Origin of the sequence: Acinetobacter silvestris, assembly GCF_002135235.1 — a bacterium.
Lineage (GTDB): Bacteria > Pseudomonadota > Gammaproteobacteria > Pseudomonadales > Moraxellaceae > Acinetobacter > Acinetobacter silvestris.
In genome coordinates, this window is record NZ_NEGB01000005.1 from 40,319 (window position 1) to 58,440 (window position 18,122).

Annotated in this window: 15 protein-coding genes; 5 read left to right on the forward strand and 10 right to left on the reverse strand. The window is 35.5% G+C overall.

All coding sequences use genetic code 11. From position 1 onward, the window contains the following. Positions 1-194: 194 nt before the first annotated feature. Positions 195-1,250, reverse strand: a complete 1,056-nt coding sequence (locus tag B9T28_RS09400) for a 3-deoxy-7-phosphoheptulonate synthase (RefSeq protein ID WP_086203727.1) — start codon at positions 1,248-1,250, stop codon at positions 195-197. 667 nt (positions 1,251-1,917) lie between these two features. On the opposite strand from B9T28_RS09400, the gene B9T28_RS09405 reads away from it, so the two are divergent. Next, positions 1,918-3,519, forward strand: a complete 1,602-nt coding sequence (locus B9T28_RS09405) for an ATP-binding cassette domain-containing protein (protein ID WP_086203728.1) — start codon at positions 1,918-1,920, stop codon at positions 3,517-3,519. Between the two features lie 149 nt (positions 3,520-3,668). Here B9T28_RS09405 and B9T28_RS09410 read toward each other — a convergent pair whose 3' ends face one another. Beyond that, a complete protein-coding gene (locus B9T28_RS09410) occupies positions 3,669-4,433 on the reverse strand; it encodes an alpha/beta fold hydrolase (protein WP_086203729.1) in 765 nt (254 codons plus the stop codon). A 447-nt stretch (positions 4,434-4,880) separates the two neighbouring features. Between B9T28_RS09410 and B9T28_RS09415 the strand changes: the two genes are divergently transcribed. After that, on the forward strand, positions 4,881-6,086 hold the full coding sequence (locus B9T28_RS09415; RefSeq protein WP_086203730.1) for an amino acid aminotransferase: 1,206 nt from the start codon (positions 4,881-4,883) through the stop codon (positions 6,084-6,086). Positions 6,087-6,141: 55 nt separating this feature from the next. Here the strand turns inward: B9T28_RS09415 and B9T28_RS09420 are convergent, their stop codons facing one another. Next, positions 6,142-7,251, reverse strand: a complete 1,110-nt coding sequence (locus tag B9T28_RS09420) for an S-(hydroxymethyl)glutathione dehydrogenase/class III alcohol dehydrogenase (RefSeq protein WP_086203731.1) — start codon at positions 7,249-7,251, stop codon at positions 6,142-6,144. Between the two features lie 190 nt (positions 7,252-7,441). On the opposite strand from B9T28_RS09420, the gene B9T28_RS09425 reads away from it, so the two are divergent. Next, complete coding sequence (locus tag B9T28_RS09425) at positions 7,442-8,920, forward strand: phospholipase D family protein (protein ID WP_086203732.1); 1,479 nt, start codon at positions 7,442-7,444, stop codon at positions 8,918-8,920. A gap of 33 nt (positions 8,921-8,953) precedes the next feature. Here the strand turns inward: B9T28_RS09425 and B9T28_RS09430 are convergent, their stop codons facing one another. Continuing rightward, entirely contained in the window at positions 8,954-10,372 is a 1,419-nt protein-coding gene (locus B9T28_RS09430) for an aminotransferase-like domain-containing protein (protein ID WP_086203733.1), read from the reverse strand. Positions 10,373-10,512: 140 nt separating this feature from the next. Here B9T28_RS09430 and B9T28_RS09435 point away from each other — a divergent pair, with 140 nt between their 5' ends. Further along, positions 10,513-11,376, forward strand: coding sequence for a DMT family transporter (locus tag B9T28_RS09435; protein ID WP_086203734.1), 864 nt, complete (start codon positions 10,513-10,515; stop codon positions 11,374-11,376). 33 nt (positions 11,377-11,409) lie between these two features. Here the strand turns inward: B9T28_RS09435 and B9T28_RS09440 are convergent, their stop codons facing one another. The 6 genes from B9T28_RS09440 to B9T28_RS09465 form a co-directional block, all read right to left on the reverse strand. Beyond that, positions 11,410-12,003: a uracil-DNA glycosylase family protein gene (locus tag B9T28_RS09440; protein ID WP_086203735.1), complete on the reverse strand. Its 594-nt coding sequence runs from the start codon at positions 12,001-12,003 to the stop codon at positions 11,410-11,412. Between the two features lie 6 nt (positions 12,004-12,009). Next, the gene (locus tag B9T28_RS09445) at positions 12,010-12,744 is read right to left on the reverse strand and encodes an SGNH/GDSL hydrolase family protein (RefSeq protein ID WP_086203736.1); all 735 of its coding nucleotides are present in this window, start codon (positions 12,742-12,744) and stop codon (positions 12,010-12,012) included. A 395-nt stretch (positions 12,745-13,139) separates the two neighbouring features. Then, positions 13,140-13,883 carry an SDR family oxidoreductase gene (locus B9T28_RS09450; protein ID WP_086203737.1) on the reverse strand — a complete coding sequence of 248 codons (744 nt, stop codon included), beginning with the start codon at positions 13,881-13,883 and terminating at the stop codon, positions 13,140-13,142. A 28-nt stretch (positions 13,884-13,911) separates the two neighbouring features. Beyond that, positions 13,912-14,610, reverse strand: a complete 699-nt coding sequence (locus B9T28_RS09455; RefSeq protein WP_086203738.1) for a histidine phosphatase family protein — start codon at positions 14,608-14,610, stop codon at positions 13,912-13,914. Continuing rightward, entirely contained in the window at positions 14,607-15,728 is a 1,122-nt protein-coding gene (locus B9T28_RS09460) for a phosphotransferase family protein (RefSeq protein WP_086203739.1), read from the reverse strand. Before B9T28_RS09460 ends, B9T28_RS09455 begins: the two co-directional genes overlap by 4 nt. 133 nt (positions 15,729-15,861) lie before the next feature. Beyond that, a complete protein-coding gene (locus tag B9T28_RS09465; protein ID WP_086203740.1) occupies positions 15,862-17,100 on the reverse strand; it encodes an acyl-CoA dehydrogenase family protein in 1,239 nt (412 codons plus the stop codon). 94 nt (positions 17,101-17,194) lie between these two features. Between B9T28_RS09465 and B9T28_RS09470 the strand changes: the two genes are divergently transcribed. Then, positions 17,195-18,112 carry a LysR family transcriptional regulator gene (locus tag B9T28_RS09470; protein ID WP_086203741.1) on the forward strand — a complete coding sequence of 306 codons (918 nt, stop codon included), beginning with the start codon at positions 17,195-17,197 and terminating at the stop codon, positions 18,110-18,112. The last annotated feature ends 10 nt before the right edge of the window (positions 18,113-18,122 follow it).

Here is an 18,122-nt window from a genome sequence, read left to right on the forward strand (position 1 = left end):
ATCCAAATTCAGGCTCAAATTTATAAATTCAACTATTTCAAAGAAATATTAAAAAATGTATATTTAGTCCTATTGTTTGAGCTGTATATTTAATCAATTGAATTAAATTGCATTTGATCGTTATAAATGAAAAATAAAGCCCCAGTAAAGGAGCTATATTTTATAAAAAGCAAAATAATGATATTGAAATAAAATTAAGCACTTCGTTTTAATGGGCTCAATTGTAATGACGTAGCAACTTCAAGTAGCAATTGCTGGGTTTTATCCCAACCTAAACAGCCATCCGTCACAGATTGTCCATAAGTCATTTCAGCCGAAATTTTTTGTTGACCGTCAACCAAATAACTTTCTAGCATCACGCCACGTACTTGAGTGGAATGCCGTTCTGCAATAATTTGCTTTAATACCTCAGATTGCAGTAATGGATTTTTAGCACTATTACCATGGCTACAGTCAATGACGATGGCTGGCACATGTAAATGATGCTTTTCTTGAATTTTTTGGATTGATTTTAAGTCGAAATTTGGCCCTGTATTAGAGCCACGTAAAATTAAGTGTGCCAATGGATTACCTTGACTATGTAAAATACTTGGTAAACCTGTTTGACCCATGCCTAAAAATTGATGTTGATGTGAAGACGATTGAATTGCATCTAAAGCAATTTGAATAGACCCATCTGTACCATTTTTAAAACCAATGCTGTACGGCATATGACTGGCTATTTCACGATGGATCTGTGATTCACTGGTTCGTGCGCCAATTGCGCCCCAAGCCAATATGTCATCAAAATAAGCCGTTGCCATTGGGCTTAAAATTTCACTCGCAATCGGTAAACCGAGTTCAGTAATTTTTAGATATAAGTCACGAGACTTTTCTAAACCCAATTGTAAATTTGATGATCCATCCAAATTTGGATCATATAAAAAACCTTTCCAGCCCACTGTTGTACGTGGTTTTTCGATATAAGCACGCATCACAAAGAAAATTTGATCTGAAACTTGTTGTTGTAATTTTAGTAATTTTCCAGCGTATTCCATTGCAGATTGAGGATCATGAATGGAACAAGGCCCTGTCACCACCAATAAGCGTGAATCTTGACCTGATAAAATATTTTGAATGGTTTGTCGATGTTCAGCAATTTGCTGCGCCAAAACTTGACTAAGCGGGTATTGGGTTTTTAATTGTTGTGGCAGACTCAGTTTAATTACTGTTGCAGTATTATCTGTAAGTGTTTGGTTTAAAGCATTCATGGGTATATCCTTTGGACTGGTTTATTCAGTCCGATCTTTTATTTGAGCTTATGTGGTCTATTCGATTGCAAGATTTGAGTCATGAATTGACTAAAGTAAAACCAAAAAAAGTTGCTAAAATATGATAAATTTAAGTTATACATCATGTTCTCCAAAAGTTAAAAATAAAGCATAAAAAAACCTGATCGGTGTTGCCGATCAGGTATAAACTTTGATGGGCAACTTATATTTTGCCCAAACGTATTTAGGCAACTATCTAAAGAATTGCCAAAAATAATATCCGTTACTAATCAAAGGTTGTTTTAACATCTTTATTTCAATATTTAATAAATTCGTCTAAATCCTACAATACCCGTAGTTATTGCCTTTGACAAGTAATTTTCATTAAATTATTTTAATAGTACATATAATTAAATAGAATCAATTCCCACTGAGAGAGTTGACTAAAAATAACTCAAATACTATGATTGCTCTTCTCTCCATTTTATTATTCGAGTATCTGCCAATGAAGTAAGTCATTTTTTTCATCATTCCATTTATTTGTTTTTGATGTGCAAAATAGACTTACTCAAAAGATACCATTCAGCTTGAATTTGCATTCAATTTTTTGATGCTTTCTGTAATTGATTATTATTCTATTTTGCACTGCTTTTTAGGAGTTCATCTTATGACTCAACCAGCATGTGTAATTTCCAAACTCGATTTAGAGATTGGCCATTCCCGTATTTTTCACCAACTTAACTTTCAACTTTTTTATGGACAATGTTCGGGATTAATTGGAAGAAATGGTCAGGGGAAATCCTTATTATTAAAAATTTTACGAAAAAATTCTGTAGATGATGCTGATTTTTATCATGGATGCCATCAAAGTGGTAAAATTCATTGGCAAATCTCGCATGCCTATTTACCTCAATTAAACCGCTTAAATGGACTGACCATTGCTGATGCTTTGGGTGTTACAGAACGAGCCAATAGTTTTCATCGTATTAAACAAGGCCATGCAGAATTAGAGGATTATGAGCGTGTGGAAAATTATTGGCATCTTCCACAACAGTGGAATCAATTATTAGCTGATGCGCATTTACCCATAGATTTACACTTCCTTAGCCAAAATCTAAGTGAGGGACAAAAAACTAAACTGGCCTTATGTCGCTTATTTCAGATGAAAGATCATTACTTATTATTAGATGAACCCAGTAATCATTTAGATCTTGAAAGTCGTGCTTGGCTTATTCATCAAATTCAAAAGCATCCAGCAGGATGTTTGATTGTTAGCCATGATCGTGACTTATTAAATCAAATGCAGCATATTTATGCTTTAAATGAACATGGAATACAGCATTTTTCAGGAAATTATACACTTTATGAAAATCAAAAACTGCTAGAAACAGAAGCTTTACAACGCACTGTAAATCAAGAAAATCGTGAGTTTAAGCAATTAAAACATCAACAACAGCAAACTTTAATCAAGGCACAGAAAAGGCAACAAACAAGTCAACAACTTCGGAAGAGTCAATCACAAGCTAAAGTTCTTTTAGATTACAATAAAGAGCAAGCGGAACAATCGCGCTCTAGCTTAACGCGACAATTAGATAAACAGCTTGATCAGGCTAAAAATAGTTTAAATGAGAAACAAAAGCTATTGGAGATTACTAAGCCACAACGACTTTTTCTTAACTATCAGCATCAGAAAAAATCAGGTGAATTACTGAGATTAACGCAAATCAAGTGGCCTTATCTACATTGCCAGCCAATTCATTTTTCAATGAACTACGGGGATAAACTACATCTTACTGGTCGAAATGGGATTGGAAAATCAACTTTACTCAAGGCTATTCAGCTTCAATCTAGACCTGTTTCAGGTGAAATTTATGTACACGCTCAAAGTTTTTATTTAGATCAAAATTTTAGTTTTTTAAATACTGAATTAAATGCAGTAGAGAATTTGAAGAATCTTAGCCCACATTTAACTGAATTAGAATGTAGAACTGCTTTAGGCCAATTAAGATTGCGACTAGAAAAGTCGATACAACCGTTAAAGCAATTGAGTGGTGGTGAGCGTTTAAAAGTCGCTTTATTGGCTATTTCTCAGCTAAGTCAGCAAATTTCTTTATTATTACTTGATGAACCAGAAAATCATTTAGATATTGAATCACGTGCATTACTGGTGGAAGCAATTAAAAATTATCAAGGTGCAGTTGTGCTTATTTCTCATGATCCTCAATTTGTACAAGACTGCGGCATTGAGCAGTATTATCATCTCGAATAATCAATTGAAATCAACACTTAAGCTAAGCACAGTTTGATCTATGCTTAGCACGTTATTTAAATAATTCTGCCTAGCATTTTATTAGCTAATCAAAACCCTGAAGAACTAGATATATAAATCTGAATATTTAACAAAATATATTGTTCTGATTAGATTAAAAATTCAGAAATTAGTGTATTTACTTCGGATGTTTTCTCAGCATGTAACCAATGACCAGCATTTTCAACTGTTTCTAGCCGAGCTTGTGAAAACTGTCGTTCAATCGCTTGTAGATGGATATTTTGACTCATATAGGGTGAATGACCACCACGAATAAAGAGTGTCGGTTTATGCCAAACTGGAATTTCTTGCCAATCTATGATTTCTTGATAATGCTTAAATAACGCATTGACATTGAAGAGCCATTGCCCTTGATGAAATGATTTTAAAAGGAATTGAATGACCATTTCTTCATTTAATAGACTACGCATGATTTCAGTGGCTTCTTTTCGTGATTCAATCTGGGCATTTTTCACTGCAAATAATGCCTTAAAAACTTGATCATGATGATTTTCATGATAGGCAAATGGCGCCATATCTAGAATGACTAATTGCTGTAGACGCTCTAATGCTACTTCAGTCAATTTCATCGCTAACTTTCCGCCCATAGAGTGGCCAATTACAGAAAATTGTTTAATCTTTAAATGATCTAGAGTCTCGACAACATCTTGAGCCATCGCCGTGTAACTCATCTCATTTGAGTGTGGTGAATGACCATGATTTCTGATATCAATCAGAACAATATCATGTGTGCCATTTAAAGCACGACCAATCATTCCTAAATTTGTTAAACTTCCAAATAACCCATGAATTAGAACAACTGGGATATTTTGATTAGGCTGAATTGTTTGATGATATTGAAAATTGAGTAGCATTTTGAGCATCCAGATTTTTAAATAGTACAAGTATTTATATATATATGATGTCAATATCTATGCATTGGAACAATCGTTCATTACATTAATCTAATCATCTTGCTTTAAATCGCTACAACGTATGGCTCAATATCAATATTAAAGCAGCAATTGTATCTACAACCTGTAGTGTTATACAGCTGAAGGCAAAGTTATTACTGAAAAACTCAAAGATGCACATATCCAAACTGATGCTCTACAAGCAGTACATATATTAAAAACGGATTTAAATGCTGAGTGGAAATAAAGGTAATCGTTTTAAAATCGATACCTTTAAAGGTTTACTCAATAGATAACCTAAAGTTGAATAAATAATAAAAAATAATCCGCGATCAACTGTTGAGTCATCTATCCACTTACCTATATGATCTCATTCAAATATCTTCGTTTAATTTAGGACTTTGAGCCATGTTTCAACATGTAGATCCTTATGCAGGTGATCCAATTCTATCGTTGATGGAAGAATTTGGTAAGGATGAACGGATAGAAAAAGTAAATTTAAGTATTGGTCTATATTACAATGAAGACAATATTGTTCCACAATTAGAAGCCGTTAAAACCGCATATAAAAATATTGAACCAAGTAATGATCAAGTAAAACTTTATTTACCGATGGATGGTCTAAAGTCTTATAACCTCGTTACTCAAAAACTCCTTTTAGGAAAAAATAGTCAAGCAGCTAAAGATGGCCGTGCTGTAACAATTCAAACACTGGGTGGTTCAGGTGCTTTAAAAGTAGGTGCAGACTTTCTTAAAAAGTATTTCCCAGAATCTGATATTTGGGTGAGCCAACCAACGTGGGAAAACCATATTGCTATCTTTAATGGTGCAGGTATTGCTTCTCACTTTTATACCTATTTTGATGCCACTACCAATGGCGTTAATGTTCCTGCGATGTTGGATGAGTTAAATAAAATTCCAGCAAAAGGGATTGTATTACTTCATCCTTGTTGCCACAACCCAACAGGTGCTGATCTAACCCCAGCTGAATGGGACCAAGTGATTGCTGTACTCAAAGCGCGTGATCTGATTCCTTTCCTGGACATTGCTTATCAAGGCTTTGGTCAAGGTATAGAAGAAGATGCATATGCGATTCGTGCTTTAGATCAATCTGGTATGAATTTCATAGTCAGTAATTCATTCTCTAAGATTTTCTCATTATATGGTGAGCGTGTCGGTGGTTTAACATTTGTTTGTGATGATGCTGTAACTGCACAAACAATACTGGGTCAACTCAAAGCAACTGTACGCCGTATTTACTCTAGCCCGCCAACAACTGGGGCTTTACTGGTCAATAACGTACTCACTGATGCTGCATTAACAGCTGAATGGGAAGCTGAATTACAAAAAATGCGTGAACGTATTATTCAAATGCGTGAAATACTCAAAGAAAAATTGAGTCATGCTTTACCGGCACGTGATTTTAGTTATTTAACAACACAGCAAGGGATGTTTAGTTATACCGGACTCACCGCTGAACAAGTAGATATTCTAAAAAATAAATACGGTATTTATTTACTCCGTAGTGGTCGTATGTGCGCGGCTGGCCTTAATCTTAAAAATATTGATTATGTTGCAACATCCATTGTTGATGTTATTCAAGCGACTAGCTAAAATTTAAATTCCAATAAAAAACGGGCAAAAGGCCCGTTTTTTTTAACATCAAAAATTAAAAATGAATCACTGTTCGAATAGACTTCCCTTCATGCATTAAATCAAATGCTTCATTAATTTTATCTAATCCCATCGTATGGGTGACAAAAGGAGCCAGTTGGATATCACCTTTCATGGCCTCTTCAACCATTCCTGGCAATTGTGTACGACCTTTAACACCACCAAATGCCGTGCCTTTCCAAGTACGCCCAGTGACCAATTGGAACGGACGAGTTGAAATCTCTTGACCTGCACCAGCGACCCCAATAATGACTGATTGCCCCCAACCACGATGTGCTGATTCAAGTGCAGAACGCATAACATTGGTATTACCAATACATTCAAATGAATGATCAACACCCCAGCCCGTCATTTCTACAATCACTTGTTGAATCGGTTGATCATAATCTTTAGGATTTAAAAAGTCAGTCGCACCAAATTCTTTTGCCAATTCGAATTTATCCGGATTAGTATCAATAACGATAATCCGTCCTGCTTTAGCTTTTTGGGTACCCTGCACTACGGCTAAACCAATTCCACCTAAACCAAAGACAGCAACAGAATCACCTGCTTGTACTTTGGCTGTATTAGATACCGCACCTAAACCAGTGGTTACGCCACAGCCCAGTAAGCAAACATGTTCATGATTGGCTTCAGGATTAATTTTAGCTAAAGACACTTCAGCAACTACAGTATATTCACTAAACGTTGAACAGCCCATGTAGTGGTAAATCGGCTCACCTTTATACGAAAAACGAGTCGTACCATCTGGCATGACGCCTTTACCTTGAGTAGCACGTACAGCGACACAGAGATTGGTCTTATCTGATTTACAAAATAAACATTCACCACATTCAGCAGTATAGAGTGGAATGACATGATCACCGACTTGAACAGACGTCACACCTTCACCGATTTCAACTACAACTCCAGCACCTTCATGTCCTAGAACGGCAGGAAAAACACCTTCTGGATCATCACCTGATAACGTAAATGCATCGGTATGACATACGCCTGTATGACTGATTTTAACTAAAACTTCACCTTTTTGCGGTGGTGCAACATCAATCTCAACAATTTCTAAAGGCTGACCAGGTCCAAAAGCAACAGCAGCACGTGATTTCATTTGACTTTTATCCTTAAATTAATTTGCTTATTTAACAGTTAAGCTACAGTAACCTTTTTCACTTTACAGATTCAAGCTGTAACTAATGTTATGATTTATCTAAGATAGATTTTTGTACAGCGCAATGAAACATCGAAAGACAACTTTAGTTATTTTTTCTGTTTTTATGTTAACAGGATGTAGTCTGCCTATGAATCAATCTAAACAACAAGAACCTACGATTACACATTCTGAAGGTTGGGTCAGTGAACCCGACACTGAGTCAAAATTAAAACAAGGATTGACTGCTTATTTGGCCATGAACGAAGCTTTCCAAAGTATTGCTGCACGCGTACATCTTATTCGTAAAGCCAAATACAATTTAGATTTGCAATATTATATTTGGGCCGATGATTTCATTGGTCAGTTAATGTTACATGAGTTATTAAAAGCGGCCGACCGTGGTGTGAAAGTTCGGATTTTAATTGATGACCAAAATGGAAATAAACTTGATCAGCAACTAAAAGCCCTCAGCACGCATCCGAATATACAAATTAAATTATATAATCCGTATACTTTTCGGAAATTTCGAATTTTTGATTATCTATTTCGTCTGAAACTAATCAATCATCGTATGCATAATAAATTGATTATTGCTGATGGTGCTATCGCCGTTACAGGTGGCCGTAATATTAGCAGTGAATATTTTGATGCAAGCGAATCATTTCAATTTACAGACATGGATATTTTATTTTTTGGAACTGCGGTTAGTCGAGCCAACGATGTTTTTTCAGAATTTTGGAATTTTTCTTTAAGTTATCCAGTTCAGCAATTTATTGGTCAAGGTGAACCTAAAGATTTAAAAAAATTACGCATTAAATATCAAAAGCTTGAACATAATGATAACCCAACGGATGAGAAAGTAAATGCAGAGCAGCAAGAACTTGCCAAAGAACTGCATTACAATAAACTCAACTGGGCACATGCCGAATTTTTAGCAGATTCTCCCAAAAAGTCATTAGGCCAAGCGCAAGGAAATGAATTAATTTCTTATCAAATACAAAAGTATATGGGTGAACCCACTCAAGAGATGGATCTCATTGCCGCGTATTTTGTACCCACAAAAAATGGAACCCATTATCTTAGTCAATTTCCAAAGCGTAATGTAAAGGTTCGAGTTTTAACCAATTCTTTTATCGCTAATGATGTCGCCGTGGTACATGCTTTTTATCAGAAATATCGTGTTGATTTACTCAAAAATGGTGTTCAACTTTATGAGTTTAAACCCTATATTGAACGAAAGCGTCGTACTTGGTATGAAGTCATGACCGGTAATGTCATACCGAAAAAAGGAAAAAATAAATCCAGCTTACATGCTAAATTTATTGATATCGATGACAAAGTCTTTATTGGTTCCTTTAATTTAGATCCCCGCTCATTTAATTTAAATACAGAAGTCGGTTTAGTGGTTAAATCTGATCAGTTGCAAGAACAAATTTCAAATTTACTCGATAAAACCTTGCTGACAGTTGCTTATGAATTAAAACTCAATGAGCATCATCAAATTATTTGGTTAGATCATCAACACAATGGCAAAATGATTGAATATACAGTGGATCCGAAAACAACCCGTTTTCAGCGCTTTATGATGTACAGTATTTCTTACCTACCAATTGAATGGATGATGTAATGACATTGGTATGACGTATTAAAAGATTAAATTTTAATTATTTAAATTTACTAGGTTCATTGATTGATGTTGGTCTTTTAATACCTGTAATGCATCTTGTAGTACCTCAAAAATTCGCTGATCAATACATTGTGCCACATTAAAGCGGACAAAGTGTTTGGCCTCTTTAGATTGGCTAAAGGCATTGCCCGGGGCAAGAATGACGCCTTGTTTTAAACACAGTTTGGACAGTTCAGATGCATCAATCATTTCTGGCAATTTACACCATAAGAAAATACCCGCTTTAGGAATGATCCATGGCTGAATATCGAGTAATTCTAATTTTTTAATACACTCATTGCTGACCTTGAGTAGTTTCTTCTTTAAGCTATCCAAATGTTTAGGATAGCTACTGTCCATTAAAGCTTGATACGTAATTTCTGCATTTAAATTACTAGAACTAAAATTTGTAGCAATTCTTAAATTTATGAGTTTTTCAATGTTTTCTGTATGAGAGATGATATATCCGCAACGTACTGAAGCCGATAAGGTTTTTGTATAACTGCCAATCTGTATTACATGATTCAACCCTACGAAAGAGATATATCTTGGTGCGGGAGCATATTCAAAATCTGCAAAAATCTCATCTTCAATAATGAATACATTGGCACGTTCAACCAACTTTGAAATTTGGTATGCTGTTTGAAGAGATAGACTCGCTCCAGTAGGGTTATGAATTCCAGAATTGGTCAAATAAATTTTAGGTTTGAATGTAAGAGCCTGTTCAAATTGAGCTATATCTGGACCTGTTTCGGTAAAGGGAATCGCAACGGCCTGTAGATGATGCGCTTGGATGAGTGCTTGAAAATTAAAATAACAAGGATCATCAATTAAAATGACATCACCTGCTTGAAGCAATAATCTAAAAATTAAATCAATCGATTGTGTTGCTGAATCAGTAATGAGTATTTGATTAGGATGAAGATTTAAATCATAGACTTCTTTTTTACGGATAATTAATTGTCTCAAAGCCAAATGTCCATGTGGCGCTGCATAATCCATCAATATATTCGCATCAGATTTAGAAACCAATTTCAATGCTTTACGAATACTGTGTTCTGGCATCCAATGTGTTGGTAACCATCCACATCCAGGTTTTAAAATTTCTGTTTTTGCCTCAAGTGATTGTCTAGAAATCCATAAAGGATCAACTTCTCGATGATATTTAATTTCAGTGTCAATCAAAGTAACTTGCGTGGTTTTACCTAATACAAAATAGCCAGCTCCGATTCGTGATTCAATAATTCCTTCGGCAACCAATCGTGCATAAGCTTCAACTATAGTCGATACGGAACAATCAAGTTGTATTGCACTTTGACGCACAGACGGTAAGCGAGCGCCCGCTGTTAATCGCTTATTGCTGATTTGCAGTTTAATTATTTCAATCGTAGTTTCAATTTTAGTTTTACGCATTATTGACTCAAAATTGACTCAAATTTTAAAATTGTACTGGTATTTAAGGCATAACAGTTTCTTTAAACTGTATTGCATTGTCTATATTCAATAAACCGTTATTACCGTTTAATCATCATAAATACAATGAGTCTTTTATCATGGACAAAACAAATTTAGGTTGGATAAATGGTTTAATGGGTGTCGTTATTTTTGCAGGGTCAATGCCAGCAACTCGAATGGCTGTGATGGACTTTACCCCTGAATTTCTTACAGGCGCACGTGCAGTTATTGCGGGTATTCTTGGGCTAATATGCTTAATCATTTTTTCTAATATTAAACCAAACCTGCAGCAGATTGGATCTTTAATTATTGTCGCAATTGGGGTTGTGATTGGTTTTCCATTATTTACTGCATTAGCTTTACAAACGATTAGCTCAGCCCATGCGTTAATTTTTATTGCGCTACTTCCACTTTCAACTGCAATTTTTAGCGTAGTACGTACGGGAGAAAAACCAAGTTTAAAATTTTGGTTATTTGCGTTGTTAGGCAGTAGTTTTGTGATGAGCTTTATGTTGTTTAATGGACAGCGTCATAGACCCTCTATAGGTGATTTATATATTATTTTATCCATTATTTTCTGTGGTTTAGGTTATGCCGAAGGTGGAAAGCTCTCAAAGGAATTGGGTGGATGGCAAGTTATCTGCTGGGCGCTAGTGATCGCTTTACCATTTATGCTTTTATTTAGTTTGTATTATTACCCTGTAAATTTTGATCAGGTCAAAACAGCATCCCTGCTAGGACTGTTATATGTTGCTATATTTAGTATGCTTATTGGCTTTTTCTTTTGGTATAAAGGCTTAGCTTTGGGTGGAATTGCTAAAGTTGGACAAATACAATTGCTTCAACCTTTCATTGGACTCTCTTTATCTGCACTTTTACTCGGTGAGCATGTTAGTACGGCTATGATCTGTGTTTCTATTGCTGTGGTTATTTGTGTTGCGATGGCGAAAAAATTTGCGTGATCACTATAAAGCTTACGATTAGTAAGCTTATTTCTAAAAGTTGAGTTGATTAAATAATTTACGGTACGCTTCTGCCTTCTTATCTAAAGCCAAAGGATAAGCTCGAGATGAAGAAGGCATTCGATATAATGTCATTTCACGCTGCATAAAAGATACCTTTGAAGACTCACCAATAATCGGTTTATGAGTTCCTTCGGGCATAGAAAGCATTAACGTATCCGTTGCTTTATCTCCAGTGGTCATAATGCTATGACATAACGGAATTTGAGCTAAAAGTTTAGATAAATTGGTTGCAGTTTTAATTTGTAAAAACTTATCTGAAGCATTTTCTTTTAAACGAATCACTTGATAGGCTGTATCAAAAATTGCAATGCCTTTATCAATTAAAAAATTGCGAATCAAATCTTCTTTAAACTTTTTATTGGCTAGATCTAAGAAGTAGTCTTTATTCTCAAAAAAGATTAATCCAAAAATTCGCCACATATCATTCTGATAATTAGGATAATAAAAATCCATTTTCCAGCGTGCTTTGGGTGGTGGAAAACTTCCCAGCATTAATAATTTAGCATGAGCTGGAAGAAATGGTTGTAATGGATGAGTCTCTATTTTTAATTCGGTATCATTCATAATTGTTTATTCATTCATGAGTATTTTATCTGAAAAATTTTGGCGAATTTTATCAGCCAATTGTTTCGCCCAAAGCTGATAAATCTCCTGACTTGGATGAAAACCATCTTCTGCCATATCTAAATTTAAAGATTTAAATTTTGCTAAATCAAACTGAATCAATTGATACGCTGCTCTTCTTTGAATAAATTTCGCTAAGGTATAATTCATTTGTTGTGAATACTGCCCAAATAACCACGAAATTGGGTTGGGCAATGCTGGAAATAAATTCATGGGCGGCACGCCAGTGACCAAAACTAATTCGGGTGTAAAGCGTTGTTCAATTTCAGCATAAAATAATTGTTGCTGTTTAATCCATTTTTGTGGATCGATGAGTTTAGTCACATCATTTACACCAACGGAGGTGATCACCACATCAAAATTTTGATGTGGAATATTCTGCATTTTTTGAATCACTTGAATAGTGGTATCACCCGTTTTGGCTTGCAATTGATAGCTGATTTGAAACTGATGTTTTAATTCAGATAAAATAGAACCCAACAAAGCATGATCTTGAGATTGAACACCCACGCCTGCTGCTGCGGAATCTCCAAGTATAAGCATAGATAAAGGCTGACCTTGACCAATTACACCTGAACGGGATCCTTTAGGTTCAGGTAAATGTGGTATCTTTTGCTTGACCAGATAGCCTTGAATTATTAATGCAGGAAGTAAGGCAATGGTCGACAATTTTAAGAACATATTTAACCTAATCTGTAATTTATTACATCATTGTTGTTATAAAGTACGCAAAACCAAATATTCCCAAGAAATTAATTAAACGCCAATAATTTCGATCTTGATAATATAAGTACATCATTTGCGCACCCATTAGAATTAGGATGCTATAAGAAACAATATAACTTGTTGTAATATCTAAGTTACATTGCAATGTATTACACAAATTATTTAAGGTGAAATATACGTATCTTGCGGAGAACACTAAAATTGTACTTATAGCAAAACCAAGTACAGCAAAAAAATACTTCATTTAGATTTTCCATATCATCATATTTTAAATTATACAGTTTTCAACGCTGATAAAGATAAAAGACTCATTTGAGTCTTTGTCACAATAACGATTCATACATAATCAATTAACTTAATTTATTCACTAATTTTAATGGCAATATTTTCATTGCCAAGCCAAGTGGCAACCACGGCCATTGTGGTACATATGCTTTCACGGGTTGTTTTTCTATCGCGCTCACCAGTAAGCGTGAGCCAGTTTCCACATCTACCTCAAAAGGTAATTTTTTAGCACCTTCATTAATTTCAGTACGAATATATCCTGGGAAAATAGTCGATACTTTAATAGAAGTATTTATTAACTCAGCTCGAATACCTTCAGCTAATGCAGCAACACCTGCTTTACTGGCACCATAAGCAGTTAAATGTTTTGGCATACCACGAATTGCGCTCATTGATGAAATCATGACTAAGTGTCCAAATTTCTGTTCGCGAAAAATTTCAACAGCGGCTTCAGCTTGTGCTAATGCAGAAATAAAATTGGTTTCAACGGTTACTTTATTAATGTCAAAATGTCCTTGACCAATACGACGACCATTACCAATACCTGCATTGACAATAATTCGGTCAATCGTGCTGAATTCTGCCTTAAATGCTTTAAACACCTCAAACACTTGATCGTAATGAGTCACATCTAAAGTTTTTGCGATGACTTTAATGCCATATTTACTTTCAAGTTCTTGTTTTAAAGTTTCAAGACGCTCTAAACGACGTGCACAAATTGCAAGATTATAGCCTTTCTGTGCAAATTCACGCGCCATTCCTGCACCGATACCAGAACTGGCACCTGTAATTAAAATTGTTTTTGCCATGCGGTCTATTTTTCCTATTTTTTTAAAATTAAATCCATGTCAGTAATTGAGGATCTTCGGCTTTTATAAAATGATGTTCATTTAAACTCAGAAGTTGTGGTTCATTTCCAACCAAACGTAACGTAGTTATACTGGTATTGGTAATTGCCAAATTTAAAGCAAAAGTTCGATTTGCATTTAACTCAAGTAATTTACCTGCTGCGACTGAAATCACACCACCCGATGTAAAGACCACCGCATAACGCGGCTTGGTTTTTGCAAGTTCATCACTTAAATTTTGCAGAGCTGTTTCTACACGGTTTTTAAAATCGGGCCAAGACTCATCATATTCATGGTGATAGTCACCCCCCGTCCAACGTTCAATCGCACCTTCAAAAAATTTAGCTAAATAAGCATGTGGATTCGTTTCTTTCTCTACATCTGCTTTAAGTAAATGTGGTTGATTAAAGCGTGGTTCATATTGGGAAAAAACTTGTTGATGATTAAACTCATTCCAAGCATGATCAGTGACGATATTGGCTTCTGGAAAACATTCTACTAAAGCTAAATTTGCTGTTTGTTGATGGCGCTGCATAGAACCCGCCACGACATAGGGTTCTTCTTTTAAAATCTTATCAAAATACTGACCTAATAACTTTGCCTGAAATTCACCATTTGGGGAAAGTTTGTCATAATTTTCTGCACCAAAGGAAGCTTGCCCGTGACGGATGAGATAAATTGTAGTCATTTTGGTAAAATTTCCTTAAATTTTTCAATATATTTTTGTGCAATTTCATTGGCTTCTATTTTTTGTTTGCCAATAAGTTTTAAGGCACGGATATGTAAAGCATGAATAATAATCCAAAAATCTTTAAACGCTGGATTATCAGTTTGCTTGTGGTAATAACGATAGTAAATTTGCTGGGCAATGACGGCTAAACGAAAAACACCGAACACTTCGTAAAAAGTCCAATTTTCAGTCTGTAAACCTGTTTTATTTAAATAATATTCAACCACTTGTTGACGCGTAAACATCCCTTTTAAATTGGTTGGTTGACGACGCGTAGACTTGAAAATGTGATTGTCTGATTCTTCTACCCAGTAAGCCAAAGCTGAACCTAAATCCATTAATGGATCACCCAAAGTCGCCATCTCCCAATCTAACACACCAATCACTTCAGTTGGATTTTGTGGATTTAAAATCACATTATCCAAACGCCAGTCATTATGAATAATGCAGGTTTTAGAATCTGCGGGGATATTGTCATGTAGCCATTTCCGTACATACTTAAATGAAGGTACATTGATGGTATGGGCTTTTATATAACGAGCATCCCAACCTTCGACTTGACGACGACAATAACCGTCGCCTTTGCCTAATTGTTCAAGTTCAGTCCCTTGAAAAGGTACTTGATGTAATTCAATTAGTTTATCTAAAAAATTAATACACAGTTGATGTACATCGGCTTCATCAAATTGCAATTCAGGTGGTAATTTTGCACGAGGAATAATGCCTTTGATGCGTTTCATCACATAAAAATCACAGCCAATAACGGACTCGTCTTGACACAGTGCAACCATTTCAGGCAGTGCTGAATAAAAAGGTACCAGATTTTTTTGTACATGATATTCACGCGCCATATCGTGTGCCGATTTAGCTTTAGTGCCTTTTGGTGGGCGACGCAGAATTAAATCAGTATTGTCATATTTTAAACGGTAAGTCCAATTGGAAGCACCACCTGAATATTGAGTCACTTCAACTTGACCTTGTAGATCAACACCTTGTGCTTTGAGCCAATTTTCTACCGCAACGATATCAAGTTCTTCGCCTTCACGGACATTTCCGCCAACATCAATTACTGACATGATTTTTTCCCTAAATCTTCAATTTTAAAAAGACTTCTTACTTTATTTATACCTTTTTAACTTTCGTGCATAAACATAAAAATTTAAGCAAAATTGTAAGAGGTCTCATTGAGCATCATTTATATTTTTAATCTTACTTACGACGTGAGCCATACCCGCGCTTTGCCAATTCAAGTTTAGCAATCATACCTTTATGCACTTCATCTGGGCCGTCGGCTAAACGTAGGCTACGTGCTTGAGCAAAGAAACCTGTTAGTGGTGTATCGCGTGAAACCCCTGCACCGCCGTGAATTTGAATGGCCATATCGACCACTTTTTCAAGCACACTTGGCGCAACTACTTTAATGGCTGAAATTTCAGTTAAAGCGGCCATATTGCCTAAAGTATCCATTTTATACGCAGCATACAAAGTTAATAAGCGTGCTTGATCAATCGCAACTCGTGCTTCTGCAACACGTTCTAAATTACCACCCAGTTTAAGAATTTCTTGACCAAAAGCAGTACGGCTCATACCACGGTCAATCATCAACTCTAACGATTTTTCCGCAGCGCCAACACAACGCATGCAATGGTGAATACGTCCAGGCCCTAAACGTCCTTGAGCAATTTCAAAACCTTGACCTGCACCACCAATAAAATTACTCACAGGCACACGAACATTATCGAAGCTAATTTCGCCGTGACCATGTGGCGCATCATAATCACCAAATACAGGCAACATACGTTCAATTTTCACACCTACCGTTTCAATAGGAACTAAAACCATAGAATGTTGATGATGACGATCTTTGGTTTCGTCTGGTGTATGTGCCATAAAAATAATAATTTTTGCGTTTGGATCACCTAAACCTGACGACCACCATTTACGACCATTCAGGACAATTTCATCACCAACCACGACTGCTGTCGCTTGCATATTGGTCGCATCACTTGAAGCAACTTCAGGTTCAGTCATACAAAATACTGAACGGATTTTTCCATCTAATAGTGGCATTAACCATTGTTGTTTTTGTGCTTCACTACCGTAATGCCACAATACTTCCATATTACCACTGTCAGGTGCATTGCAATTAAACACGGTTGGAGCAATTAAACTGCGTCCTGTAAGTTCGGCAATATGTGCATATTCTTGAACAGATAAGCCCTGACCTAATTCAGCATCGGGCAAAAACATATTCCAAAGCCCCGCGGTTTTAGCTTTGTCTTTTAGATCTTCAATCTGTTTGGGCCATTGCCATTTCGTCCAATTACCACCTTGATTTAGCTCATGAACTTCATTCCAAAAATCTGTTTCAATCGGTTCAATTTCATTTTTTATAAAGACTTTGGTTCGTTCAATATAATCTTGCGCACGTGCTGATAATTCAAACATCTCATGATCCCTTAAAATATTATGCTAACTTCGCTTTACAACAACATAACTTGAAAACTATTATGAATAAAATGATTTAATTCCATACTTCACTATGAATAATATTCATCATAAAGATGTCTTAGACATGGCTGTCTTTCATAAAATTGATATCAATTTATATCCATTGTTTATTGCTATTTTTGAACAGAAAAGTATTTCTAAATCTGCACAGTTACTCTGCATTAGTCAGTCAGCAGCCAGTCATGCCCTGCAACGACTACGACAACATTTGCAGGATGATTTATTTATTCGTGCTGGCAGTCAGATGTTGCCGACACCATTTGCTGAACGGATTTATCCTGTCATTAAAAATGCTTTGTTTGCTATTCAAAGTATTTCTCTACAAAAGCAAAACTTTGACCCAAGCATGGTACAGACACTTAAAATTGCGATTCATGATGAAATTGAACCGATTATTTTTCCGAAACTGGTTGAGCATTTTCATCAACTTAATTTAGAGGTGCAATTTTCCAGTATTAAATTAGATCGTAAGAATGTGCTAACCGATCTGGCTACGCAACAAATCGATTTTGTAATTGATTTAGAACAAAATTTTAACGATAAAATTCAATTTAAAAAATTGGTACAAGACCAATTTGTCGTCTGTACTCAGCAGAAAAATATGACTGCTGAAATTTATTTTGCTTTGCCACATATCGGCGTTTCTTCGCGACGTACAGGTGTACTGGTTGAGGATATTTATTTAAACCGTAAACAACTTTCTCGGAAGATTTTTTTACGCTGTCAACATTATTCAACAGCTTTACAAATTTTAGCGCAACAAGCCGCTGTCATTTTGACCATTCCTAAGAATATGCTTGCTCATTTACATATGGCAGAATGTTTAAATATTTTTGAGGTACCTGTAGAACTGCCGAATATTAATATAGGGATGTATTGGCATAAAGATTTGCAGGAAAATGCAAGACATGAGTTTTTACGAAGTGAAATCTTAGAAATTTTTGCTTAGGCTATTTATG